Source organism: Sulfitobacter sp. AS59, from assembly GCF_038899995.1.
Lineage (GTDB): Bacteria > Pseudomonadota > Alphaproteobacteria > Rhodobacterales > Rhodobacteraceae > Sulfitobacter.
On sequence record NZ_JBBMQK010000001.1, the window covers coordinates 177,351 to 202,951 of the forward strand.

The window sequence follows — 25,601 nt, forward strand, 5'->3', positions numbered from 1 at the left end:
ATGGCTTTGCAAGGGTCAATTCAAATGTCTACATGGGGATAACGGCAAAAGGGGAGCGGTGCGATGAAACATGTGACAATGACTGCGGCGGTGTTGATCGGCCTTGGGGCCTGCGCACCGCTGAACACCTATTACAAACCCGGTGCCGATATTACAGCGGTGCAGCGCCAAACCACCGCTTGCGAGGTCGAAGCACTGGCCAAGGTACCGGTTTCAACCCAAATCCGCCGCGCGCCGCCCCGCTTTATCCCGCCGCGCGAGATATGTAACAGCGCCGGTCGTTGCCGCATTTTGCCGGGGTATTACGAGCCGGGGGCGGTCTATACCGTCGATCCCAATGTTGATCTGCGCAACCGGGTAGAGACACAATGCATGGCCGATCAAGGCTTTGTGCCCGTGTCGATCCCCGCCTGCCCCAGTGCCGTGGCCCAAGCGGCCCCGCAACGGGCCACAACCACCCTGCCCCCGCTGAACGACAAATCCTGCGTGATCCGCAACGACGACGGCAGTTTTCAGATCGTTACACGGGGTTAACTGTCGACTTCTGCATCCTCGTCGACATGGGCGATGCGGGTGCCGGATTTCGCCGATGTCACCACGCCCAAGCTTTTGAGTTTGCGGTGCAACGCCGACCGTTCCATGCCGACAAAATTGGCGGTGCGGCTGATGTTGCCGCCGAAACGGTTGATCTGCGTCAGCAAATATTCACGCTCGAACGCCTCGCGGGCCTCGCGCAGGGGCAAGGTCGCCAAGGCACCTGAGAGAACAACGCGGCCGTCTTCATCGGCGTTGTCATCCTCGCCCGGCAGTTCACGCGCCTCGATCGGGCCAGTGCCATCACCAAGGATCAGCACCCGTTCGACAAGGTTTTTCAACTGACGCACGTTGCCGGGCCAGATCATGGTTTGCAGCAAGGCCACGGCATCGTCGGAAAACTTGCGCAACGGCAACCCTTGGCTGCTGTTAAACTCGGCAATGAAATGCTCGGCCAGTACCGGAATATCCTCGCGGCGGTCTTCCAGCGACGGGACGGAAATCGGCACGACGTTCAGGCGGTGATACAGTTCCTCGCGGAATGTTTCGGCCTTGATCGCGGCATCAAGATCCTTGTTCGTGCTGGACACCACGCGCAGATCGACACGCACCTTGTCATGGCCACCAACGCGGGTGAATTGCTGGTCAACCAACACCCGCAGGATTTTCGATTGGGTGCCAAGTGGCAGATCCGCGACCTCGTCAAAAAAGATCACACCGCCATGGGCTTGTTCGAGTAAGCCGGGTTCAACGCCGCGGTCGGCGCTTTCAGTGCCGAACAGCACTTCCTCCATCCGCTCGGGCGCGACGCTGGCACAATTGACGGTCACAAACGGCGCTGACGCACGGGCGGAGTTATTATGGATATAACGCGCGGCAATTTCCTTGCCCGACCCAGCAGGCCCGCGCAGCATCACGCGGCCATTGGATTTGGTGACCTTATCCAACTGCGCCATCAGCATTTTGAACGCCGTCGATGATCCGATCATATCGGCACTTGTTACATCACGACGTTTCAGCGACAGGTTTTCGCGGCGCAAACGTGATGTTTCCATCGCGCGGCGGATCACCACCAGCAACTGATCGATATTGAACGGCTTTTCGATGAAATCATACGCACCCTGCTTGATCGCGGCGACGGCGATTTCGATGTTCCCATGACCCGAAATAATCACCACAGGCACATCGGGGTTGTCCCGCTTGACCGCCTTGAGGATGTCGATGCCGTCCATCTGGCTGTCTTTCAGCCAGATATCCAAGATCATCAGCGCGGGTGGTTCTGCGTTAATGGCGGCGACCGCTTCGTCTGAGTTACCGGCCAGACGCGTGGCAAAACCTTCGTCTTCGAGAATGTCTGAAATCAGTTCGCGAATATCGCGTTCATCGTCCACGATCAGGATGTCACTCATCTTGGGTCTCCAATGCGGTTGTCTTTGGGGAGGGCGCCAGCGGCAATGTAATGATTGCCATGGCACCGAAATGGGATTGGCCGTCGAACACAGGTGCGTTTTCCAGCACCAAGGTTCCGCCATGTTCTTCGATTATCTTTTTCACGATCGGCAAGCCGAGGCCTGTTCCTTCGCTGCGTGTGGTTACATAGGGTTCAAATAGCCGCGCGCGGTCTTCTGGCAACCCGATGCCGTTGTCCGCGATTGCGATTTGCAGCGTGGTTTTTTGAACGGTCAATGCGACCTTGATACGTGGCTCGAAACCGTCAGGCGCGCCGCTTTTCACCAAACTTTCAATGGCTTCGCCAGCGTTCTTAATCAGGTTGGTTAAGGCCTGCGACAGCATGGTTGCATCCACCTGCGCCAGAACGGGGCCGTCAGGTAACGTGGCGTGAATGGTCACATCGGGCTGGCCGCTTTGCTGCAACACCACGGCATCGCGCACCAGTTGGCCGATATCCTGCTCCGATGTTTCAGGCTCTGGCATCCGCGCGAATTTCGAGAACTCATCCACGATGCGGCGCAAATCGCCGGTTTGGCGGATAATCACGCCCGTCATCTGTTCAAGCGCAGCCGCATCGTCGGGCAGCTTGCGGGCGAATTTGCGTTGGATGCGTTCGGCGCTCAGCTGGATCGGTGTCAGCGGGTTCTTGATCTCGTGGGCGATCCGGCGGGCCACGTCGCCCCATGCCGCCATGCGCTGCGCGCTAACCAGATCGGTGACATCGTCAAAGGCCACAACATAGCCTTCTAGGCGACCATCTTCGCTGCGCCGTGTGGCGACGCGGACCAACAGGTTCTCCATATTGCCGTGACGCGATACTTTGACCTCGCCTTGGGCAACCTCGCCCTGACCGGAAACCACGGTATCGAAGAGCGGCCCGAACTCGGGCACCGCGACTGAGATCGCCAGTGATTGCTGGTCTTCGGCCCAATCCAGCAGCCGCATGGCAGACTTGTTCACAAAGGCCACCCGCCCTTCTGGATCAAGACCGACAACCCCGGACGTGACCGAGCTGAGCACGGAATCAAACAGCCTGCGGCGGCGTTCGATCTGGCGGGTGTTGTCCAACAGCGCCTCACGCTGCGCCTTCAGCTGCTTGGTCATCTGGTTGAAATAACGCCCGAGCATGGCAATTTCATCATCGCCCGATGCCTCGCGCACCTGCACCTCAAGATCGCCCGCGCCAACCTGTTGCGCCGCACCGGTAAGCCGCCCAACGGGGCCAGACAGCCGTTCCGCAAACCACAGGCCAAGCCACACCGCCGCCAGAATAAGGATCAGCGCAAAGCCGACGTAAAGGAGGCCGAACTCAAACAGCAACTTGCCCCGGTCGTTCTCCAACTGCTGATACAGGCGCACCGTTTCTTTGGTATCGTCCAGCAAAGACAGGATTTCACCGTCAACATCGCGGCTGATGTATAAAAACCGGTCCAGATAGGAATCGAGGGCCACAAGCGCGCGGAATTCGTTGTTTGGCCAATCCTCGATCACCAAAGGCTGGCCGTTGTTCTCTTGGGCGCTTCTCAGCTGTGCTGCGTCTGGGGCTTCGTAGTTGAACAAATACGACCGATCGCCACGGGTCCTGATCTGCGCTGTGCCATCGATCAAATACGCCTCGCGCAGGCCCCGCTGAATTTGCAACTGCCCCTCGGCCAATAATTGGGAGTCAGCCAGCGGTAAATTTTGATCGCGGGCCCGGTCGATGCCACGGGCCAGCGTGAGCGCATCTTCGATCAGATCATCGCGTTGTTCGGATTCGTAGGCCTGCGCGGCAGCAAGTGAATTGCCAACCACACCGCGCACACGGTCGGAAAACCATCCCTCAAGCCCTACATTGATCGTCAGTCCCGCGAAAACCGCGACACTGACGGTGGGAATAAGCGCCATAAGCGCGAACACACCGGTCAGCCGCAGGTGAAGTCGCGACCCCGCAGATTTCGCACGGCGTGCCGCGATCAGGCGGGCGACTTGAATGAAAACGAGGGCGGCGACCAACAGGATATAGACGAGGTCGGTCAGCAGGATCAGCCGCAAGCTGGGCGTATTGCTGCCCTGCCCCAATGGCCCCAAGACCAGATAGGTGATGATCGCCAAAACAGGCCCCAAGACCACAAGCCCAAGGGTCGCCAAGTTGCGATACCGCCGAACCCGGCGCAGTCGCTCAAGACGTAACAGATAATAACTGCGTGACCGGGTTAGCACCCGCAATCCTCACCGATGATGTGATGCATAAATGCATCCACTGCCTATTAATGTGGTCCTGATCGGGCTGTGAGGCCCGATGGCCACGGTTATGTGGCTCTTTTACATCATCTTACGACCGCGTGTCACCTCAATATCGAGGTCAGTGATCTTTTTTCTCAAGGTATTGCGGTTGATTCCCAGCAAATCGGCACATTTAGCCTGATTTCCTGCGGTTGCGGCCAGCGCGATTTCAATTAGCGGGGCCTCAATCTCGCGCAGTATCCGCGCATACAGACCCGGAGGCGGCAACATGGACCCGTGTTGATCGAAATACCGCCGCAGATGACGTTCGACGGACGCGCCCAGTTTTTCGGTATTGGCCTGCGCCCGCAAAGGTTCCGGATCGGGCTGCGCACCCAAGACCTGTTCGGCTTCCACTTGGGTGATTTCCGGCGCGCGGCTGGTCAGGGCCAGTTGACGCATGGCATGTTCCAACTGGCGGACGTTTCCGGGCCATTGATAGTTGGCAAACACTTTGGCCGCGCCTTCGGACAGCGCGCGCGGCACGGTGTTGCCGGTTTCAGAGCGTTCGAGGAAATGCGCGGCCAGCAGGCTGATGTCTTCGACCCGGTCACGCAATGCAGGCACGTGCAAGGTCGCCCCCGACAGGCGGTAATACAGATCGCGGCGCAGGGTGCCCGCCTTCATCGCGGCGGCCAGATCGGACTGGCTGGTGGCCAGAAAACGCGGCGCGTGATCGCCCGGTGTATCCATCATGCGTGCGATACGGGCTTGAATTTCCTCGGAAAAGTCACCGATTTCGTCGATCAGTAATGTCCCGCCCCGCACCCGTGCCAACACGCGCGCTGGCCCTTCGATGTCTTGCAGATCGGCGGATGTCACTGTGACGAACGGCAGATTGCGCCGGTCGGAAAAATCGTGAATGGCCTTGCCGATCAGGGATTTACCGGTGCCGGATTCACCCCAGATCAACACGGGCAGATCGGTGTTCATCACCCGCGCCACCACGCGGTACAACGATTGCATCACCGGTGTGCGCCCGACCAACGGCAGATCGTCGCGGTCGCCTGCATCGTTGGTTTGCACGGCGCGGCGTGGTGCCCCGTTGCGTTCCAATGCCCGCGCCGTGCGCTTCATCAGGTCAGGCAAATCAAACGGCTTGGGCAGGTAATCATAGGCTTCGGCCTCGGCGGCCTTGATCGCGGTCATGATGGTGTTTTGCGCCGAAATGACAATCACTGGCAGGCCGGGCCGATCCTTGGCGATCTTTGGCAGCATCTCAAGCCCGTTGCCATCGGGCATCACCACGTCCGAGATGACCACATCGCCTTTGCCCTCGCCGACCCACCGCATGAGCGTGGTCAGGCTGGAGGTCGCATGCACTTTGCACCCGGCGCGGGTCAGCGCCTGCGTTAAGACGGTGCGGATTGTGCGGTCGTCGTCGGCGACCAGAACTGTGCCATCCATTTTTATGTCTCCTGTTCGGGTGCGAGGGTCGCCAGCATCGCCTTGTCGGCGCGTGGCAGTGAAATACGAAATACGGTTTTGCCGGGCGCGGAATTGACCGAAATCCAGCCGCCGTGGTCGGAAATAATCTTGCTGACCAGCGCCAGCCCCAGCCCGGTGCCGTTTTCACGGCCCGACACAAAGGGCTCAAAAACATCATCCTGAATGGATTGCGGCAGGCCGGGGCCGTCATCAATCACTTCGATCTGCAGGGGCAGCGATTGGCCGCTGCCATCCGCGCGGCGCAGACGGAAGGAATGTTCGTAAAAGCTGTGCAGCCGAATGGTGCCGCCGGTCTCTCCTGCGGCCTCAGAAGCGTTTTTAACAAGGTTCAGAACGACTTGGAGCAGTTGATCCTTGTCGCCCAATGCCAGCGGCAAGGACGGATCATAGTCTTCGACGATGGTCATGCGCGCACCAAAACCCAGCAGCGCGGACCGACGGGCGCGGTCCAGCACGTCATGCAGGTTCACGGCCCCCAGCTCGGGCGGCATCAGGTTGCCGAACTGTTCGACCTGTTCCAGCAGCTTTACGATCCGGCGCGATTCCGCGACGATCAAATCGGTCAGCTCAAGGTCTTCTGCATTCAGGTTCATGCTGAGCAGTTGCGCCGCACCCGTGATCCCCGCCAACGGGTTCTTGATCTCGTGGGCCAGCATTTCGGCCATGCCAATCGCGGATTTAGCGGCGGATTTCACCTGATTGTTGTGGCTCATCCTGCCGACAAATTCACGCGGGGTGATCATCAGCAGCATATGGCCCGGCATGCCGTTCAGCGGGGCCAGATGCAGATCGGACAGCGCGGGTGGGCGTTGGCCACTACCGACATCAACGTCATTCACGAACAACGGCGTGTCATGTTTGCGTGCGCGGCCAAATGCCTCCTCCAGCGGGGCATTTACGGCGATCAGATCCCAGACGGGTATGCCTTTGGCCGATTTGGCCGAGGTGTTCAGGAACCCTTCGGCGGCGGAGTTCAGATCAACGATTTTATCATCAGGCCCGATCAACACGGCGGGCACCGGCAGCGAGTTAAACACCGCGTCCATGCTCATCATGCTGCTGCCTTTGCGGGGTGCGCGACCATGGCGTCATCGATCAGGCTGTGCACGGTTTGCGGGTCGGGTGCTGTCAGAATGGCGCGGCGCAGGTCGGTCGGCGTGGCGCAGGTGTCCATGTACCAACCCAGATGTTTGCGCGCGGCGCGCAATCCGATGGTGGAACCGTAAAAGCGGATGATCTCTTCGTAGTGATCGGCGACCATGCGGGTGAAATCCGCGCCCTGCGGCACAAGCGGCGCGGGGGTTCCATACAGCTGATGCGCGATCTGCGCCAAGATCCACGGTTGCCCCTGCGACCCGCGCCCGACCATGACCCCATCCGCGCCGGATTGTTTCAAGGCCGTCCGCGCGGTGGTGCTGTCAATGATATCGCCATTTGCGATCACGGGGATCGACACGGCGTCTTTCACCTTGGCGATGGCGGCCCAATCGGCAGAGCCTTTGTAGAATTGGCAGCGCGTGCGCCCATGGATCGTGATCATGGTGATGCCCGCGTTTTCCGCCGCCGCAGCAATGTGCGGCGCGTTCAGCATCGCGTCATCCCAGCCAAGGCGGGTTTTCAGGGTCACTGGCACCGATACCGCATTCACCACCGCTTCGATCAACGTCAGGGCATAATCCGGGGTGCGCATCAGCGCGGAACCGGAATAACCTTGGGTGACCTTTTTGGCGGGACAGCCCATGTTGATGTCGATCACCCGCGCGCCTTGCGCTTCGACCATGCGGGCTGCCTCTGCCAGCGGGGCGGCTTCGCGGCCGGCAAGCTGCACGGCGGTGCCTTCGATACCCAGACCCAGTTCGGCTTTCTCGCGGGTGCCGGGGCGTGCGTTAATCATATCTTCCGATGCCACCATTTCAGAAACCACCAGCCCCGCCCCAAAGGACGCGACCATATTTCTGTAGGGTAGGTCCGTAATCCCGGCCATGGGTGCAAGTAAAACAGGCGGGTTTAGGGTAAATGGCAGATCGGTAAGACCCAAATGATTAATCCTTGTGCATTTCCATTGGGTGTAGCGACAGCCTTGCCTGAACTCAAGAAACGCTGGGGCTTTATGGCAGATATATGCGTGCTGCTGCCTATTTTTTAAGCAGATGCGCCAAGAGATTGCGCCGCAGTCCTGCTTTGCCTAAAACCACGCTAACACTTCAAGGGGCCGCCGATGTCATCACCGCCAAGAATTGCCGCCATTATCGTCGCCGCAGGGCGTGGCACGCGCGCAGGTGGTGCTGTGCCTAAACAGTGGCAGGCGCTGTGCGGCAAGCGCGTGATCGACCACACGGTGGCCGCGTTTCAAAACCACGACAGGATCGACACCATCGTGGTTGTTCTGAACGACAGCGATATGGATCAGGCGGACAGGTTCCGCGCCAGCGGTTGCCTGATCGCCACGGGTGGTGCCGACCGCGCGGCGTCGGTGCGCAATGGTTTGGCGTTGGTAGACGGGTCCGATCAGGTGTTGATCCATGATGCGGCGCGGCCCTGCGTTTCCCGCGCGGTGATTGATGGCGTGCTCGATGCCTTGGTGGATGGCCCTGCCGCCGCGCCGGGGGTGCCGATCACCGATGCCCTGTGGCTGGGCGAGGATGGCGAGGTCGCAGGCACCCAAGACCGCACAGCGCTTTATGCAGCCCAAACGCCGCAAGGCTTTGACACCGCCGCCATTCGCGCCGCCCATGCCGCGTTCGAAGGCACAGCCGCCGATGATGTGGAAGTAGCCCGTGCCGCCGGATTGCCCGTTGCCATCACCCCCGGCAGCGCCGATAACCTGAAAATAACAATGCCCGGCGATTTGACCCGGGCCGCCCGTATATTGGAGAGCCAGATGGACATTCGCACCGGCAACGGCTTTGACGTACATGCCTTTGGTCCGGGCGATCATGTGATGTTGTGCGGCGTGAAAATTAATCACGATCAAGGGCTTGTGGGTCACTCCGATGCTGACGTTGGTATGCATACGGTGACGGACGCAATATACGGCGCGCTGGCCATGGGCGATATCGGCCAGCATTTCCCGCCCTCTGATCCGCAGTGGAAGGGCGCTGCCAGCCATATCTTTTTGACCCATGCCGCCGATCTGGCCCGATCCCAGGGGTTCACCCTGACCCATGTCGATTGCACGCTAATCTGCGAACACCCCAAGGTTGGCCCACATGCCGCTGCGATGCGCGACGTGATGGCGATGTATCTGGGCATTGAAGCGGATCGGGTATCAATTAAAGCAACCACATCGGAACGTCTGGGCTTTACCGGACGGGGCGAAGGTATCGCCTGCATGGCCACAGCAACATTGGTGAAATTATGAAACTTGCAAAGCTGATCGCGACTGTTTTGGGTGTCGGATATATACGCCCTGCCCCCGGCACATGGGGGTCGCTGGTCGCCCTGCCGTGGGGATGGTTACTGCATGTGATCGGCGGGTTCCCCTTGCTGGTGATCGGGATCATCGTGGCCTTTGCTGCGGGTTGGTGGGCGACTGCGAAAATGACAGCGGGCAGTGATGACCACGACCCGTCCGAGATCGTGATAGACGAGGTCGCAGGCCAGTGGATCGCCCTGCTGCCGCTGAGCTATGCGGCGTGGTCAATGGGCTTGGACATCCTTGTGATGTGGCCGGGCTGGATTGCCGCATTTGCCCTGTTTCGTCTGTTCGACATCTGGAAGCCGCTGTTGGTGGGTTGGGCCGACCGGCGCGGCGACGCGCTTGGTGTGATGCTTGACGATGTGATTGCCGGTGTCTTTGCGCTGATCTGCGTGATTGCCTTGGCGGGGCTGTATCATGGGCTTCTCTGACGCGGCTGCCTTGCTGGAACGCGCCATCGCGCGCGGCGTCATGATCACCTGCGCCGAAAGCTGCACGGGCGGCATGGTCGCGGCGGCGCTGACCGATTTGCCCGGATCATCCGCGATGTTTGACCGTGGGTTTGTGACCTATACCAATGACGCAAAAATCGATCTGCTGGGCGTGTCGCCAGAAACGCTAGATCAATTCGGGGCTGTCTCTGAACAGGTCGCCCGCGAAATGGCCCAAGGCGCGCTGGCGCATTCCAAGGCGGATATCGCCGTGTCCATCACCGGAATCGCGGGCCCCGGCGGGTCAGAGCATAAGCCCGAGGGGCGCGTGTGCTTTGCCATCGCCACGTCGGATCACGTCGATGCCCACACCCAAGAATTCGGTGCCTTGGGCCGCGGCAAGGTGCGTTTGGCGGCCCGCGACCATGCGCTGAACCTGCTTTTGGCTGCAGTTTCAAACTGATTATATATTAAGCAAGCCGCCCGATATAGCGCCCACCATTAAGGCACTTGCATAAATGCACGATTAAATGGCGGTTCTGCCTGCTTTTTAACTTTCACTGCGTAGCCCCATCGGCTTTGCCACCCTCCAAGTAAAATTAATGGGGGGAATTCACCAATGAATGCTGCTGATACAGCCTGGATCATGACCGCGACGGCCTTGGTTCTGTTTATGACATTGCCGGGGCTTGCGCTGTTTTACGGAGGCCTCGTGCGAGGGCGCAATGTGCTGAGCGTTTTCATGCATTGTTACGCGATTGCATGTCTCATGAGCGTGCTTTGGTTTTTCGTCGGCTATTCCATCGCTTTCGGGCCCGGTACATCTGGTTTCTGGGGCGGTTTGGATAAACTGGGCCTTAGCGGAGTGACCGCCGACAGCCTGTCAGGCACCCTGCCCGAGATCTTGTTTTTCGCGTTTCAAATGACCTTTGCCATCATCACGCCCGCGCTGATCGTTGGTGCCTATGTCGAACGGATCGGCTTTGGCTTTGTCATGCTGTTTTCGGGGCTGTGGATGCTGATCTGCTATGCGCCGGTCGTGCATTGGGTCTGGGGCGGTGGTTTTCTGGCCGATGGCGGTATCTTTGGCGACGTGGGCGTGCGAGATTTCGCGGGCGGCATCGTTGTGCATGAAACCGCAGGTATTGCCGCGTTGATCATCGCCTATTTTCTGGGCGCGCGCAAAAACCACAACACCCCGCCGCATAACCCCGGCTATGTGATGATCGGTGCCGCGATGCTCTGGGTCGGTTGGTTCGGCTTCAACGGCGGTTCGCAACTGGCCGCGGACGGTGGTGCGGCCATGGCGATCACGGTCACACATATCTCGGCCGCGACGGCGTCGCTGTCCTGGGCGCTGTGGGAACGTGTCAAATTTGGCAAGTCATCCATGGTTGGCATCGTCACTGGCACAATCGCCGGTCTGGCGTCGATCACCCCCGCGTCCGGTTTCGTCGGCCCGTGGGAGGCGCTGATCATCGGTGCCGTCGCTGGTGTGCTTTGCCAAGAGGCCGTTGTGCTGATCCGAAACAAGGCCAAGATCGACGACACGCTGGACGTCTTTGCCGTACACGGCGTGGGCGGTATTTTCGGCACGATCATGATCGCCGCCTTTGGTGCCGGTTCATGGGCCGCGCAGCTTGGGTCACTGGCGATTGTGGGCGTCTACACCACGGTCGTAACCGTGGCGCTGCTGTTCATCTGCAAAGCGATCACCCCGCTGCGTGTCTCGGAAGAAGACGAGATCACCGGCCTAGATCTGGCCGTACACGGCGAACGCGCCTACGAGCTGACCAGCTAAACACATCAGGGGCCTGCGGCGGATTGAGATGCCCGCAGGCCTTTGTTGGAAGGGTTTTTTTTTGGAGATGTTCGAGGGTTTTTCCGAACTGCGGTTTTGCTTCGTGGACCTTCCTGTCGGTCGTCGGTTGCTATAGCTCTGACACAACGACAGATCGAAAGGTGGCGAGCATGCTGAAAGTAATTTGGATGTCTGACCCTCATTTTTCATATGAAGGCGACATATTGGGTCACGATCCCCGCGTTCGGCTGGAAAGTGCCTTGGATCACATCAACGGAAACCATTCTGACGCCAGTTTTTGTGTGATTTCTGGGGACATGGTCAACCAAGGGACACGGGAAAATTACGAGGCGATATCCAAGCTGCTTGAAAAGCTTGACGTTCCCCTGCTGCCAATGGTGGGCAACCATGATGATCGTAAGCTGTTTAGGAAAAACCTATCGCTACCTGACACTTGTATGAAAGAGTTCATTCAATTCTCGGTTTCCACGCCCAGCGGATTTATTGTGTGTTTAGATACATTAAAGGTCGGATCAGACGCTGGCGAGCTATGCCAAGAGCGTCTTGATTGGCTTCGTAACGTATTGGAAAATAACGCAGACAAACCAGTCTACATCTTTATGCACCATCCACCCATGGCTGTCGGTTTGCCGATGCAGGACGCCGACGGTTTGGCAGATGGGGATGTTTTTCTGGACTTGGTTTCGAAATATGATTGTGTGAAATATTTGTTCATCGGGCATGTTCACCGTCCCATTTCTGGCACGATACGCGGCGTCCCGTTTTCGACGATGCGCTCAATCCTGTATCAAGCCCCAGCTCCGCGACCAGAATGGAATTGGGACACTTTTAAGCCAAGTGAAGAGGCCCCAAATATCGGCGTCATCACGATTTCGGACTTGGATGTGAATCTTCAATATGAGCAATTTTGCCGGTTTGAAGAAGGCACCTATCCCAAGTAAGCTTGGACTGATTGCTGCCGTTGCCACGACATCGATCCGCGCCCCCTCGCAGCCCCTAAGCCTTTGCCCCATACAAGTCCGCCGCGCGTTTCTCAAAAGCGCGGACGACGCGTTGCATGGCCTCGTTAAACACCACGCCGATGATCTTTTGTAGCACAAGGTTCTTGAACTCGAAATCGACAAAGAAATGCACTTTGCAGGCACCCTGCCCGGCATCCTCGAAATGCCAGTTGGATTTCATGAACTTGAACGGCCCGTCCAGATATTCGGTGTCGATCTTTTTCGCCTCAGGCCACAGCACCACACGGCTGGTGAACCGTTCGCGGAACACTTTGAAACTGATCACCAGATCGGCGTCCATCACCTCGTGATCGCCTCTGTCGTCGCGGCTTTTGATGCGCGCGGCGGCTGTCCAAGGCAGGAATTCGGGGTAAGACGCCACATCGGCCACCAGATCATACATCTGTTGCGCGGTGTAGGGCAGTTCGCGGGTCTCTGAATGGGTAGGCATTGATTTCCATCTGTCTAGAAGTTAGCCCTTATGAAATCTTAAATGCCCCTTTTTCAAGGTTAAACCCATGCCAACGCGCCCTTATGTTATCGATGAAATGATTTCTGCCAAATCGATCGCCGCGCGGATCGAGATTTTGTGCCGCGAAATTCAAGCTGAATTCGATGGCACCGAGAAGCTGGTCGTGGTCGGTTTGCTGCGCGGATCGTTCGTGTTCATTGCCGATCTGGTGCGCGAGCTGGACCTGCCGATCGAGGTCGATTTCCTTGAGGCGTCCAGCTATGGCGACGGCATGGAAAGCAGCAGAGAAGTGCGCATTCTCAAGGACTTGCGCGGCGCAATTGAAGGGCGCGATGTGCTGGTTGTCGAGGATATCGTGGATACCGGCCATACCCTGCATCACGTGCGCAATCTGCTGATGTCGCGCGAACCGGCGCGTCTGAAAACCATTGCGCTGCTGGACAAACCCAGCCGCCGCGAGGTGGATATGAAGGCCGATTGGATCGGCTTTGAAATACCGGATGAATTTGTTGTGGGCTATGGCATCGATTTTGCCCAAAGCGACCGCAACCTGCCCTTTATCGGCAAGGTGCGTTTCACATGATGAGCCCCGTCTGGTTCATGCGCATGAAACGCTGGGCGCAAAACCCGCCGTCGCCGCGGCGGGTCAAGTTCATCTTTGCCATCATTCTGGTCGCGGCGATCATCTTTGCTCTGGAATATGCGGGCTATTGGCCCGAGTGGTTAACCGCGACCCGTATCGGCCGCGGGCTTTAACCTAACGCGCTGATAGTTTCGCCAGACGGGCGGCCCGCAGGCGGGCAAAATCATCGCCTGCGTGATAGCTGGACCGGGTCAACGGTGTCGCTGATACCATCAAGAACCCCTTGCCGAACGCCGCCTTTTCATAGGATGCGAATTCATCAGGGTGCACGAAACGGTCCACCCGGTGATGTTTCGGCGTGGGTTGCAGGTATTGCCCGATGGTCAGAAAATCGATGTCGGCGGCGCGCATGTCTTCCATGACCTGAATGACGGATTGGCGATCTTCGCCCAAGCCGACCATGATGCCGGATTTGGTAAACATCGACGGGTCCAGTTCCTTGACCCGCTGCAACAGACGCAAGCTGTGGAAATAGCGCGCGCCGGGGCGGACTTCAGGGTATAGGCCCGGCACGGTTTCCAGATTGTGGTTAAACACATCAGGGCGCGCTTCGACGACGGTCTCAAGCACAGACGGATCGCAGCGGATGAAATCGGGGGTCAGAATCTCGATCGTGGTGTCGGGCGACCGTTTGCGAATGGCGCGAATGGTTTGGGCGAAATGTTCAGCCCCGCCATCGTCGATATCGTCGCGGTCTACGGATGTGATGACGACGTGGTTCAGGCCCAGCTTGGCCACGGCAGCGGCGACGCGGCCCGGCTCGAACACGTCCAAATCTTCGGGCGGTTTACCGGTTGCGATGTTGCAGAAGGTACAGGCGCGGGTACAAACCTCGCCCATAATCATCATGGTCGCGTGGCCTTGCGACCAGCATTCCCCCACATTGGGGCAGCCCGCTTCCTCGCATACTGTGACCAGCTTGTTCTCGCGCATGATCTTGGCCGTCTCAGCATAGCCCTGACCGCCGGGTGCCTTGACGCGAATCCAGCTAGGCTTTTTCGGCTGCGGATTGTCGGGGCGTTTGGCTTTCTCGGGGTGGCGCTGCTCGGGAATCTTTAGGTCGCGCATGATCAGGCTCCGTATGGCGGTTCGTCTGCAATGTAGTCGGTTCGTGCCCTACAGGAAAGGGGCGTCGGGCGCATGGCGGGTTTTCGGCCTTATGCGTGTTTCCAAACGGTTACGCCCCCCTGCGGCAAATGGAAATCCCCGCCCTGCGTGTATGTTTTTCCTTCGCACCGCCATATATCGCCCCTATGGTTGTCGCAAATCGGATTGTTACAGTAAAAAGGGAAATTTTATGTCTACACCGACCAAGACCCAAGATGTCTGCATTATTGGCTCCGGCCCTGCCGGGCTTCAGGCCGCCTATTACTTCGCCAAAAAGGGGCTGTCATTTACCATTCTTGAGCGGTCGGACAAGATCAGCGCGTTTTTGCGAAATTTTCCACGGCATCGCACATTTATTTCGATCAACAAGGTTCATACGGGCCTAAGTAATCCCGAAACCCGCCTGCGCCACGACTGGAATTCGCTGCTGAATGACGAGGGAATTCTGTTCAAGGACTGGAGCCGCAAGTATTTTCCCAGTGCCGATGATTTTATCGACTATGCCGAAACCTTTGCCAAACCCTTGGCTGATCACATCATCTGCAATTCCGATGTTCAGAGAATCGAAAAATCCGACGACGGGTTTTTGATTACCTGCGCCGATGGGGCCACCCATCATGCAGCCAATGTGATCGTGGCCACAGGGGTCAGCCAAGCCTGGGATCCGGGCATCGAAGGTTTCGAACTGGCCGCGAATTATACCGAATTTGATACCGATCCTGCGCTTTACGAAAACAAACGGGTGCTGATACTTGGCAAGGGCAACTCGGCCTTTGAGACAGCGGATTCGCTGGTGGAACACGCCGCCAGCATCCACGTGATGAGCCCGAACCCGATCAAGTTCGCATGGCAGACCCATTTTGTGGGTAACCTGCGGGCGGTGAACAATAACTTCCTCGATACCTATCAATTGAAATCCCAGAACGCCGTGATTGACGCCAAGGCGCTTGAGATCACAAAGGACGGCGACATTTGCACCGTGCGCGCCGCGATGACGGCGGCCGAGGGGCACGAGATTGTGCTGACCTACGATCATGTTATCGCCTGCACAGGGTTCCAATTCGACAATTCGATCTTTGCCCCAGATATCCAACCCGCCTTGCGCCATTTTGATAAATTCCCCGTCATGACCGGCGAGTGGGAAAGCGAGAACGTCAAAGGGTTGTTCTTTGCCGGGACGATTATGCAATCTTGCGACTACAAGAAAACCATGTCGGGGTTCATTCACGGCTTTCGACATAATGTAAAAAGCTTGGCTGATTTGATCGTGGCGCGGGTGCAGGGCACCGAATTCCCCACCGTGACGACGCCGCTCACAGCATCGGCTCTCGGCGACAGTATCATTCACCGTATCAGCACGGCTTCGGGGATATTCCTTCAGCCCGGTTTCATGGCTGATCTGATTTTGCTGGACGGAGATGAGGCGGGTAAAACCTATCATGATGTACCGGTATCTTGGACGAAAAACGCGCCGTTCACCACGGGCCGGTTTCTGCAAGTCACGTTGGAATATGGGGATTTCGGTGCCGATGCATTGCATGTCAAACGCCAGAACAATGTTTTTGGCAAAGAGCCGGACGCGTTTATTCACCCTGTCATCCGGTTGATTAGCGATGGTGAGGTCGTGGATGAAATGCACATGGCCGATCATCTGGATGCCGATTGGCGCCCCCGCGATGCGCGTGATGGCGACCAAGGCACGGTGTTGCAGATGACATTTGCCGATGCCGGCGGCACGGTTGATCCTGCGGATGTCGCGCGCCGACAGCTTGATGCGTTTCTGGCCCGCGTGGGTCTCGGCCAAGCCCAGCAACAAGCCGCCGCAGAATAAAGAAATGGCGCGGCATATCACTGCCGCGCCATCGCTGCCCCCACCGTTGGTGATTTTTGGTTATCCGATCATCGCGCTTTCTGGCCCGAGTGTTTCGTCATAATGCTTGCGCAACCGCATCAAGGCGATGCGCAGCACGATCTTGCCAGATCGCGCCGACCAGCCAAGCCGCTTTTCCGTTGTTTCCAACCCTTCCAGATAGCAACAACAGCGCAACACCACATCTGACAGTCCCGGTCCCAAATCGGCCAGCGCCGAGGCAACCCGCGCACGTGCCGCTGACGGCGCGCTGCCGCTAAAGCTGCCGCTTGGTGCGTCACCGCCGGGGGTCAGGAAACGGTCCCAATTCTGGGTGGTCTTCTCGCCCATTTGCGCCAGTTCAAAATCTTCTCTCAACCGCTCTCCTGCCTGCACCAACCGGTCCGACAGAAAGTTCGTGCCATCCTTGTCCCGGCGCCGCGCAAGGGCGGCCAAGGGGCTTTCGGCCAATGTATAGCGCGCCCGGCGCGACATGCGCGGCGTCTCGTCTTCGTCTTGTTGGGGGGTAAACTCGGCTTGTGCATCGGCAAAGCCCTGTAGCGCGCGGGGTTTTTCCTGCTGTAGCAACTGCTCAAGGGCCGTGCGCCCCGCTGCGGTAATAAAATATCGGGTGATGCGGCCGCCGCCATTGGTCGCAATCCAGCCCTTCAACGCCATTGCCTGCGCAATAGGCCGGTCAACCACCGCCGTGCGGGTACTTGTCCCGCCTGCCCCGTCGCGCACCACAACAGCCTTCTCCATTTCCGCCGCGACTGCCAGCACAGCGCCGGTTTCGCACAGGCGGCGTAAAATGCGGTGCGCCTCGCAGTTCAGCGTTTCGTCATCTGGCATATTCGGGTCATTGGGCTGGTTCATCTTGGGCCTTTCGATATCTGCGGGCATTTCATTACGGCTGGCGCGGCCCAGAGTTTCCAAAGCATCGTCAATCAGCGGATCATCCCGCCGTGTTTCAAGTTTTCTGATCTGGCGTAAAATCGTCGAGGCGTGGCAATCGGCGGAACGTGCCAGCGCACGGATGGGGCGCCCCAATTCTACATGCGACAGATAGTGCCGCGCCTCTCTCGGCACCCAGCCCGGTATCTTTGATCCCGCGAAAACTGGCGAAGCATGCGTGTTTAATAGCCCTGTCATAGCAAATGTCCTTTTTCTCCAGGTGGCCGACTTATCCCCAGACTTATCCACATAACCTACGGATGTACTGGTTACGCGTTTGTTAAAATTCGACCGTTCGCTCAATCATTGTTTCTAATTCGTAAACAGCCGTAACCATCCCGTTCGGAGGGATTAAAAGCGACGCAACGGGCGAAAAATTCGTGGAAAGGTTGTGCTGTACCTGCATCCGACGTGGGGCTGCTCAACCCTTTAAGGACATGAAAACATGCAAGATATTCTCACCCGTCTCAACAGCTTGCACCGCCCGTCTCTCTTGATGCGTGCGGCGCGCATTGGTTCCGAACGTTATAGACGGGCAAGCCATTTGCGCCGCCTGTTGGGGTGCAGCACCCTGCCCCGCAGCGGCCCCGCGTTAATGCATCTGATCGAGATCGAGGCAGAGCTGAACGACCAACGAAAAATGGCGGACGCAAGCTATTGCCTGGTCCGCCATGTGGAGGTCGTTATCGCGATGATCGGCGAGGCCCGCGTTTTGCGTGGCGGGCTTGATCAGATCACATAAAGCTGTCCGGCTCTGCCGCCTTACGTTCAGCCACGAACGCGTCGAGCGCCTCGCGAATGGCCGGATCCATGGGGGGCTGAACATAGTCGCCCAACAGTTTTTCAACCCGCGCCGTGGCCAAGGTTTGGGTGTCACGTGACCCCTCATCCGACCACGTCTCGAACGGTTTGTAATCCAACAAATCAGATTTCCAGAACGCCTGTTTGAAATTCGCCTGGGTGTGCGCGCAGCCCAGATAGTGGCCACCCGGCCCTACCTCACGGATGGCATCCAACGCCTGGGCGTTCTCGTCCATCTCAATGCCGCGGGCCAGATGGTGCAAGGTGCCCAGCTGGTCCGCATCCATCACGAATTTCTCGAACGAACTGACCAATCCACCCTCAAGCCAGCCGCAGGCGTGGAGCATGAAGTTCACGCCCGACAACAGGCCCATATTCAGGCTGTTCGCGGTTTCATAAGCAGCCTGCGCATCGGGCAGTTTCGATCCGCAGAACGATCCCGCGGACCGGAACGGCAGTTTCATCCGCCGCGCCAACTGACCCGCGCCATATGTGATATGCGCGGCCTCTGGCGTGCCGAATGTGGGCGCACCGGAGTTCATATCAATCGACGTCACAAAGGCCCCGAAAATCGCCGGCGCGCCTTTGCGGATCAACTGGCTATAGGCGATACCGGCCATCACTTCGGCCAAGACCTGCGTCAGGGTCCCCGCCACCGACACAGGTGCCATCGCCCCGCCGACGATAAAGGGCGAAATGATCGCCGCCTGATTGTTTTCGGCAAACACCTTCAGCGCACCCATCATCACATCGTCAAATGTCATGGGCGAGTTGATGTTGATCAGTGACGTCATGACCGTGTTTTGCTGCACGAAATCCGCACCAAACAGGATGTTGCACATATCAACCGAATCCTGCGCGCGGCTCGGCTCGGTAACAGAGCCCATAAACGGCTTGTCGCTTAGGGTCATATGGGCATGCAGCATGTCCAGATGCCGCTTGTTCACCGGCACATCCGTCGGCTCGCACACGGTACCACCCGAATGGTGCAACCATTTCGACATATAGCCAAGCTTCACGAATTTGTTGAAATCATCCATCGTGGCATAGCGGCGCCCGCCGGCGGCATCGCGCACGAATGGCGGGCCGTAAACCGGGGCCAACACCAAATTACGCCCGCCGATCACGACGTTACGCTCCGGGTTGCGGGCATGTTGGGTGTATTCCGACGGGGCCGTCTTGCACAGTTCGCGCGCCAAACCACGCGGAATGCGCACACGGTCACCAGTCACAGTGGCCCCCGCCGCGCGCCACAGCTCCAACGCTTCAGGGTTGTCTGGGAAATTCACGCCGATCTCTTCCAGAACGATATCCGCGTTGCGCTCGATGATCTCCAGCGCCTCGTCGTTCAAAATCTCAAAGTTCGGGATATTCCGTTCGATGTATTTCGCGGTCTCAAAGGACACGGCCGAACGCTCCGCTCGCCGTGCTGCCCCACCGCCACCACGCCCACGTCTTGCTGATTCCGCCATGTTACTTTCCTTTTCGTCAAAACTGCCGCCTAGCTACCCTATTCTTTCGGGCGGCTTCACGCGGATAACGGCTTTAGGGGTCAAAAACCGACATTGTCCCCCTCTTGCCCCTTCTCTGGCTTAAAAATATCCCGGGGGTCTGGGGGCTGGCCCCCAGTCCTCTCTTGCCACGCGGGCGATCCGCCCATAATCAGTCTGCATGACAGATATCTCCCATGACCGCCTTCTCATCATCGACTTCGGCAGCCAGGTCACCCAGCTGATCGCCCGCCGCTTGCGTGAACTTAACGTGTTTTGCGAAATTCATCCGTTCAACACGGTGGATGACGCCTTCCTCAAGGAGTTTGATCCCAAAGCGGTGATCTTCTCGGGCGGGCCGTCTTCGGTATTCGCCGAAGGGGCACCCATGCCGCCGCAATCGGTGTTCGATCTGGGCGTGCCGATCTTGGGTATTTGCTATGGCCAGCAAGTGATGATGCACTGCCTGGGCGGCAAGGTTGAACGCGGCCACGGCACCGCAGAATTCGGGCGTGCCTTTGTGACGCCGACCGTAGAAAAGCTTGATCTTCTAGAGGGTTGGTTCACGCAAGACCGCGAACAGGTCTGGATGAGCCACGGCGACCATGTCAGCGCCATCGCCCCGGGGTTCGAGGTTTACGGCACCTCACCCAACGCACCCTTTGCCATCACCGGCGACGCGTCGCGACATTTCTACGCCGTGCAATTCCACCCCGAGGTGCACCACACCCCGAACGGTGCCAAACTATACGAAAATTTCGTCAAACTGGCGGGCTTCAAGGGCGACTGGACCATGCGCGCCTACCGCGAGGAAGCGATTGCCGCGATCCGCGAACAGGTGGGTGATGCCAAGGTGATCTGCGGTCTTTCGGGCGGTGTTGATTCGTCCGTTGCCGCCGTGTTGATTCACGAGGCGATCGGTGACCAGCTCACTTGTGTTTTTGTCGACCACGGTTTGCTGCGCAAAGGCGAAGCCGAAGAAGTCGTGAAAATGTTCCGCGACAATTATAACATGCCGCTGATCCATGCGGATGAACAAGAGCTGTTCTTGGGTGAATTGGACGGGGTTTCCGACCCTGAAACCAAACGCAAGATCATCGGCAGGCTGTTCATTGACGTATTCCAGAAACACGCGACCGCCGTGGGCGATGCCAAGTTTTTGGCCCAAGGCACGCTCTACCCTGATGTCATTGAATCGGTGTCGTTTTCTGGTGGGCCTTCGGTCACCATCAAATCCCACCACAATGTTGGCGGCTTGCCCGAAAAGATGGGCCTGAAACTGGTCGAACCCTTGCGCGAATTGTTCAAGGACGAGGTCCGCGCCTTGGGCCGTGAATTGGGTCTGCCCACCAGCTTTATCGGGCGTCATCCGTTTCCTGGCCCCGGTCTGGCCATCCGCTGCCCCGGCGAGATTACCCGCGAAAAGCTGGCGATCCTGCGCGAGGCGGATGCCGTGTATATCGACCAAATTCGCAAACATAATCTGTATGATGAAATCTGGCAGGCGTTTGTTGCGATCCTGCCCGTGCGCACGGTTGGCGTGATGGGCGATGGACGGACCTATGATTTCGCCTGCGCCCTGCGTGCGGTGACATCTGTGGACGGGATGACGGCGGATTATTACCCCTTTACCCATGATTTCCTTGGTGAGACCGCAACGCGCATCATCAACGAGGTGCCGGGCATCAACCGGGTCACTTATGACATCACGTCCAAACCTCCCGGCACGATTGAATGGGAATAAGGACCAAAAGAGATTCTTTGCCTTCGGCGAGGATTTTAGTCCATTTGGAAAATAGGTTGTGAGCCCGACCCTTAAGGCAGCGCTTTGGATGGTCGGGTCGATCACTTCGTTTTCCGCGATGGCCGTCGCGGGCCGCGAGCTGTCGGGTGTTTACGATACATTCGAGATCATGATGTACCGCTCTGCGGTTGGTGTTCTGATTGTTGTGACTTTGGCCTTGGCCACGGGCGCGTGGCGGCAGATCAACACGCGCAACTTGGGGCTTCAGATCGGGCGCAATCTGGCGCATTTTACCGGGCAGAACCTGTGGTTTTATGCGGTGACCGTGATTCCGCTCGCGCAGGTTTTTGCGCTCGAATTCACCTCGCCCTTGTGGGTGATCGTGTTGTCGCCACTGATACTGGGTGAAAAGCTGACCAAGATCAGGGCCTTGGCTGCGATCATGGGTTTTATCGGCATTTTAATTGTGGCGCAGCCCACCGTTGCAGGGATCAATGCCGGTGTGATTACGGCGGCGTCATCGGCGATCTTTTTTGCCCTGACGATCATGCTCACCAAACGTTTGACCCGCACCCAGACCATAACCACCATCCTGTTTTATCTGACCGTTACACAGCTGGCGTTCGGGTTGGTTATGGCGGGGTATGATGGCGATATTGCGTTGCCTGACATGACGCATGGCCCGCTTTTGCTGGTGATCGGGATTGCCGGACTGGTGGCGCATTATTGTCTGACAAACGCCTTGTCGATTGCCCCGGCCACCGTAGTGGTGCCGATTGATTTCATCCGCCTGCCGGTAATCGCGATCATCGGGATGCTGGTCTATGCCGAGGCTTTGGACATCTGGGTCTTTGTCGGGGCGGCCGTTATCTTTGCCGGTAACTACATCAATCTCTGGTTTGAGACACACAAACGCGCCTAGCCTGTCAGTCGATTTAGTTGCCGCAAGGTCATCCGAGGTTGACCTTGGGTCCTCGTTGACGGAGCGTTTACCTTACCCTTTCTAATTGTAAAACGCGTGCTCGAACCTGAGCCGTTTTTGACCTTGGGAGGGGTTACAGTAATGAAGAAGTTGATTGCAGTTGCAGTGCTGGCCGGCAGTGCAACAGGGGTTCAGGCGGGTGGGCTTGACCGATCGAACCAGGATATTGGTATTATTTTCGAAAGCGGCAACCGCTTTGAGCTGAGCTTTGGCCAAGTGTCGCCAAGCATTGACGGCACAGATGTGCGCAGCGGTGGCCAAACCACCAGCAATATCGCCAATGACTTCAACATCCTCAGCGGTGCCTTGCGCTATGAATTGTCCGATCAATGGTCGCTGGGTTTGATTGTTGATGAACCGTTTGGGTCCGATATCGCGTTCCCCGTGATTGCGACCTCACCATCCTATGGTGGTACTAAGGCGACGGTAGAGACCGTGGCCTTGACCGCTGTCGCACGGTACAAATTTAACGATGCGTTCAGTGTTCATGGTGGTTTGCGTTATCAAGAGCTGAAGGCGTCGGTCACCCTGAGCGGCCAAGGCTATGGCGGGCTGAGCGGTTATAGAGGTGACTTTGCCTCGGACGGGGCTGTTGGGTATGTCGTAGGTGCCGCGTTTGAAAAGCCCGAAATCGCATTGCGGGTCGCCTTGACCTATAACTCGAAAATCTCGCACCATGTGTCCACCACTGAAACCCTAAATGGGGCTGCGGTTACGGCCGGGCCAAGCGAAACACTTGTTGAGACACCAGAGGCCCTAAATCTGGAATTCCAGACGGGCGTCGCAAAAGACACCTTGGTCTTTGGCTCTGTGCGCTATGCACGTCATAGCGGCACTTATGTGTCGCCAACCTTTTTCAACACCCAAACAGGCGGCGGTAACCTGACCGATATCGAGGATTCGACCGATTATGAAATCGGCATCGGGCGTCGCATCAATGACCAGTGGTCGGGTTCTGTGGCTATTGGCTACCAAGACGAACAGGGCGATGATCTTGTGTCCCCCCTGTCGCCGACGGACGGCGCCACATATGTGTCGGTGGGTGCAAAATACCAAGCGACAGAGCAGTTGGATGTGTCGGTTGGTGTTCGCTATACCAAGCTGGGTGATGCCCGCGCTGCGACGAGCGGGGTAGCTCAAGCAACCTTTGCAGACAACTCAGCCGTGTCTGTGGGTGTAAAAATCGGTTACAATTTCTAATACCGTTGATCAGGTGTAAAACTGGCCCGTCGCAAAACTGCGGCGGGCTTTTGCGTTTGGGGGTAATGGGGTGGCTAGTCTATCTGCAAGCCATTTGATAGTTAACGCAAAACCGTTTGATCCAAGGACGATACTGATGCTTTACCCTTCTGCTGATGCATGGCGTGCCGCGCCGCGCAAAAAGGTGCTGTTGTTTGCCATGTCTGGCCTTGGAAAAACCCACCTCGCCCATCTGTTGCGCAGCAATGGCGATTGGTTTCACTATTCCATCGATTACCGCATTGGCACCCGCTATCTGGGCGAAACCATCGCGGATAATGCCAAGGCCGAGGCGATGAAGGTGCCGTTTCTGCGCGATCTGCTGCTAAGCGACAGCATTTATATCGGGTCAAACATCACCTTTGATAACCTAAGCCCCGTCGCCACATGGTTGGGCAAACCGGGCGATCCGGCAAAAGGTGGCCTGCCCATGGCCGAATATGCAAAGCGCCAAGAGGCGTTCAAACAGGCGGAGCTGTCGGCGTTGATGGATACCGCGCATTTTGCCGAGCGTGCCCAAGCCCTGTATGATTATCCGCATTTCATTTGCGACACCGGCGGCTCGATCTGCGAATGGGTCGATCCCGATGATGATCACGATCCGCTGATGACCGCCCTGGCCGAGGAATGTCTGCTGGTCTGGATCAAGGGCGATGATGCCCATACGCAGGAATTAATCCGCCGCTTTGATAAAGCCCCCAAACCGATGGCCTATCAGCCCGAATTTTTGGCGCGTGTCTGGGATGAATATCTAAGCGAAAACAACTGCGAAGAAGGCGATGTTGATCCTGATGCCTTCGTGCGTTGGACCTATGCCCAAGCGCTTGCCCACCGTCAGCCCCGCTACGAGGCGATGGCCCGTTGGGGGGTCACCGTAAGCGCCGATCAGGTGGCGGCATTGACCTGCGAAGAGGATTTCGTCGACCTGATCGCCAAAGCGATTGACGGCTGACCCTTGGCAGTGATGCCCGCGCGCTCTATCTACTGAACACCCCTTTCTAGACGTCTGTTTCAAGTTGGAATTCACCTATGCCGATCAAGCTCCCCTCTGACCTGCCCGCCTATGATGTGCTGACGCAGGAAGGCGTTATGGTGCTTGATGAAGGTCAGGCCGCCAAGCAGGACATCCGCCCGCTGCGCATCGCCTTGCTGAACCTGATGCCGAAAAAGATTCAGACCGAAAATCAGTTTGCGCGCCTGATCGGGGCGACGCCGTTGCAGATTGAATTGAGCCTGCTGCGCATGTCTGATCACCAGTCACGCAACACGGCTGCGGACCATATGGAGAGCTTTTACCGCCCTGTGTCCGAAGTTTGGGACGAAAAATTCGATGGTTTGATCATTACAGGCGCGCCAATCGAGCATATGGATTTCGACGATGTCACCTATTGGGATGAACTGACCCGGGTGATGGATTGGACCCAAACCAACGTGCATTCGACATTTGGCGTGTGCTGGGGCGGCATGGCGATGATTAACCATTTCCACGGCGTGAGAAAACACATCTTGGATCACAAGGCCTTTGGCTGTTTCAGGCATACAAACCTGGTGCCATCATCGCCGTATTTGCGCGGTTTTTCAGACGATTGCGTGGTGCCTGTCAGCCGTTGGACCGAAATGCGCGCGGCGGAGGTTGAGGCCGTGCCGGGCCTGAATATTCTGCTGGGCAGTTCCGAGGTTGGCCCCTGTCTGGTCGAAGATGCGGCGCACCGCGCGCTGTATATCTTTAACCACTTTGAATACGACCGCGACACGCTGAAAGACGAATATGACCGCGATGTCGAAGCGGGCGTGCCGATCAACGTGCCGGGCAATTACTACCCCGACGACGACCCGACACAGGTGCCGTTGAACCGGTGGCGCAGCCATGCGCATCTGCTGTATGGCAATTGGATCAACGAAATTTACCAGTCGACGCATTTTGATATCACCAAAATTGGCACCTAAC

24 protein-coding genes are annotated in these 25,601 nt (G+C 57.7%); 15 read left to right on the top strand and 9 right to left on the bottom strand.

The window, feature by feature from the left end:
• Positions 1-63 precede the first annotated feature (63 nt).
• Positions 64-534: a hypothetical protein gene (locus tag WNY39_RS00920; protein ID WP_342843306.1), complete on the top strand. Its 471-nt coding sequence runs from the start codon at positions 64-66 to the stop codon at positions 532-534.
• On the opposite strand, the gene WNY39_RS00925 is transcribed toward WNY39_RS00920, so the two are convergent.
• The 5 genes from WNY39_RS00925 to dusB form a co-directional block, all read right to left on the bottom strand.
• Entirely contained in the window at positions 531-1,943 is a 1,413-nt protein-coding gene (locus WNY39_RS00925; protein ID WP_342843307.1) for a sigma-54 dependent transcriptional regulator, read from the bottom strand. The genes WNY39_RS00920 and WNY39_RS00925 overlap by 4 nt on opposite strands.
• Positions 1,936-4,188, bottom strand: a complete 2,253-nt coding sequence (locus WNY39_RS00930) for a PAS domain-containing sensor histidine kinase (RefSeq protein WP_342843308.1) — start codon at positions 4,186-4,188, stop codon at positions 1,936-1,938. The genes WNY39_RS00925 and WNY39_RS00930 overlap by 8 nt, the downstream gene beginning before the upstream one ends.
• Before the next feature lie 102 nt (positions 4,189-4,290).
• Positions 4,291-5,658, bottom strand: a complete 1,368-nt coding sequence (locus WNY39_RS00935) for a response regulator (RefSeq protein ID WP_341235139.1) — start codon at positions 5,656-5,658, stop codon at positions 4,291-4,293.
• Between the two features lie 2 nt (positions 5,659-5,660).
• Positions 5,661-6,755: an ATP-binding protein gene (locus WNY39_RS00940; protein ID WP_341235138.1), complete on the bottom strand. Its 1,095-nt coding sequence runs from the start codon at positions 6,753-6,755 to the stop codon at positions 5,661-5,663.
• The gene (gene dusB, locus WNY39_RS00945) at positions 6,752-7,738 is read right to left on the bottom strand and encodes a tRNA dihydrouridine synthase DusB (RefSeq protein WP_342843310.1); all 987 of its coding nucleotides are present in this window, start codon (positions 7,736-7,738) and stop codon (positions 6,752-6,754) included. The genes WNY39_RS00940 and dusB overlap by 4 nt, the downstream gene beginning before the upstream one ends.
• 180 nt (positions 7,739-7,918) lie before the next feature.
• Between dusB and WNY39_RS00950 the strand changes: the two genes are divergently transcribed.
• The 5 genes from WNY39_RS00950 to WNY39_RS00970 all read left to right on the top strand — a co-directional run bounded on the left by WNY39_RS00950 (position 7,919) and on the right by WNY39_RS00970 (position 12,312).
• Positions 7,919-9,061 carry a bifunctional 2-C-methyl-D-erythritol 4-phosphate cytidylyltransferase/2-C-methyl-D-erythritol 2,4-cyclodiphosphate synthase gene (locus tag WNY39_RS00950; RefSeq protein ID WP_342843311.1) on the top strand — a complete coding sequence of 381 codons (1,143 nt, stop codon included), beginning with the start codon at positions 7,919-7,921 and terminating at the stop codon, positions 9,059-9,061.
• Entirely contained in the window at positions 9,058-9,549 is a 492-nt protein-coding gene (locus WNY39_RS00955) for a phosphatidylglycerophosphatase A (protein WP_342843312.1), read from the top strand. The genes WNY39_RS00950 and WNY39_RS00955 overlap by 4 nt, the downstream gene beginning before the upstream one ends.
• Entirely contained in the window at positions 9,536-10,012 is a 477-nt protein-coding gene (locus WNY39_RS00960; RefSeq protein WP_342843313.1) for a CinA family protein, read from the top strand. Before WNY39_RS00955 ends, WNY39_RS00960 begins: the two co-directional genes overlap by 14 nt.
• Positions 10,013-10,168: 156 nt before the next feature.
• On the top strand, positions 10,169-11,350 hold the full coding sequence (locus WNY39_RS00965) for an ammonium transporter (RefSeq protein WP_342843314.1): 1,182 nt from the start codon (positions 10,169-10,171) through the stop codon (positions 11,348-11,350).
• Between the two features lie 170 nt (positions 11,351-11,520).
• Positions 11,521-12,312, top strand: a complete 792-nt coding sequence (locus tag WNY39_RS00970; protein ID WP_342843317.1) for a phosphodiesterase — start codon at positions 11,521-11,523, stop codon at positions 12,310-12,312.
• A 55-nt stretch (positions 12,313-12,367) separates the two neighbouring features.
• Here the strand turns inward: WNY39_RS00970 and WNY39_RS00975 are convergent, their stop codons facing one another.
• Positions 12,368-12,823, bottom strand: coding sequence for a type II toxin-antitoxin system RatA family toxin (locus WNY39_RS00975; protein ID WP_342843318.1), 456 nt, complete (start codon positions 12,821-12,823; stop codon positions 12,368-12,370).
• 67 nt (positions 12,824-12,890) lie between these two features.
• Here WNY39_RS00975 and hpt point away from each other — a divergent pair, with 67 nt between their 5' ends.
• Both hpt and WNY39_RS00985 read left to right on the top strand, forming a co-directional pair.
• Positions 12,891-13,427, top strand: a complete 537-nt coding sequence (hpt, locus tag WNY39_RS00980) for a hypoxanthine phosphoribosyltransferase (protein ID WP_342843320.1) — start codon at positions 12,891-12,893, stop codon at positions 13,425-13,427.
• Positions 13,424-13,600, top strand: coding sequence for a hypothetical protein (locus WNY39_RS00985; RefSeq protein ID WP_342844374.1), 177 nt, complete (start codon positions 13,424-13,426; stop codon positions 13,598-13,600). Before hpt ends, WNY39_RS00985 begins: the two co-directional genes overlap by 4 nt.
• A 1-nt stretch (position 13,601) precedes the next feature.
• On the opposite strand, the gene lipA is transcribed toward WNY39_RS00985, so the two are convergent.
• On the bottom strand, positions 13,602-14,555 hold the full coding sequence (gene lipA / locus WNY39_RS00990) for a lipoyl synthase (protein WP_342843322.1): 954 nt from the start codon (positions 14,553-14,555) through the stop codon (positions 13,602-13,604).
• A gap of 229 nt (positions 14,556-14,784) precedes the next feature.
• Between lipA and WNY39_RS00995 the strand changes: the two genes are divergently transcribed.
• Entirely contained in the window at positions 14,785-16,425 is a 1,641-nt protein-coding gene (locus tag WNY39_RS00995; protein ID WP_342843323.1) for an NAD(P)-binding domain-containing protein, read from the top strand.
• A 60-nt stretch (positions 16,426-16,485) separates the two neighbouring features.
• Here WNY39_RS00995 and WNY39_RS01000 read toward each other — a convergent pair whose 3' ends face one another.
• A complete protein-coding gene (locus WNY39_RS01000) occupies positions 16,486-17,595 on the bottom strand; it encodes a DUF6456 domain-containing protein (protein ID WP_342843324.1) in 1,110 nt (369 codons plus the stop codon).
• Positions 17,596-17,842: 247 nt separating this feature from the next.
• On the opposite strand from WNY39_RS01000, the gene WNY39_RS01005 reads away from it, so the two are divergent.
• Positions 17,843-18,139 carry a DUF6477 family protein gene (locus WNY39_RS01005; protein WP_342843326.1) on the top strand — a complete coding sequence of 99 codons (297 nt, stop codon included), beginning with the start codon at positions 17,843-17,845 and terminating at the stop codon, positions 18,137-18,139.
• Here the strand turns inward: WNY39_RS01005 and WNY39_RS01010 are convergent.
• Positions 18,132-19,670, bottom strand: coding sequence for a trimethylamine methyltransferase family protein (locus WNY39_RS01010; RefSeq protein ID WP_342843328.1), 1,539 nt, complete (start codon positions 19,668-19,670; stop codon positions 18,132-18,134). The two genes, WNY39_RS01005 and WNY39_RS01010, sit on opposite strands and share 8 nt — an antisense overlap.
• Positions 19,671-19,869: 199 nt before the next feature.
• On the opposite strand from WNY39_RS01010, the gene guaA reads away from it, so the two are divergent.
• The 5 genes from guaA (at position 19,870) to metA (ending at position 25,600) form a co-directional block, all read left to right on the top strand.
• Entirely contained in the window at positions 19,870-21,432 is a 1,563-nt protein-coding gene (gene guaA, locus WNY39_RS01015) for a glutamine-hydrolyzing GMP synthase (RefSeq protein ID WP_342843330.1), read from the top strand.
• A 58-nt stretch (positions 21,433-21,490) separates the two neighbouring features.
• The gene (locus WNY39_RS01020; protein WP_342843332.1) at positions 21,491-22,354 is read left to right on the top strand and encodes a DMT family transporter; all 864 of its coding nucleotides are present in this window, start codon (positions 21,491-21,493) and stop codon (positions 22,352-22,354) included.
• A gap of 141 nt (positions 22,355-22,495) precedes the next feature.
• Positions 22,496-23,614 carry an outer membrane protein transport protein gene (locus WNY39_RS01025; protein ID WP_342843333.1) on the top strand — a complete coding sequence of 373 codons (1,119 nt, stop codon included), beginning with the start codon at positions 22,496-22,498 and terminating at the stop codon, positions 23,612-23,614.
• 136 nt (positions 23,615-23,750) lie between these two features.
• Positions 23,751-24,605: an ATPase gene (locus WNY39_RS01030; RefSeq protein ID WP_342843335.1), complete on the top strand. Its 855-nt coding sequence runs from the start codon at positions 23,751-23,753 to the stop codon at positions 24,603-24,605.
• Between the two features lie 77 nt (positions 24,606-24,682).
• Positions 24,683-25,600, top strand: a complete 918-nt coding sequence (gene metA, locus WNY39_RS01035; RefSeq protein ID WP_342843337.1) for a homoserine O-succinyltransferase — start codon at positions 24,683-24,685, stop codon at positions 25,598-25,600.
• Position 25,601: the final 1 nt, after the last annotated feature.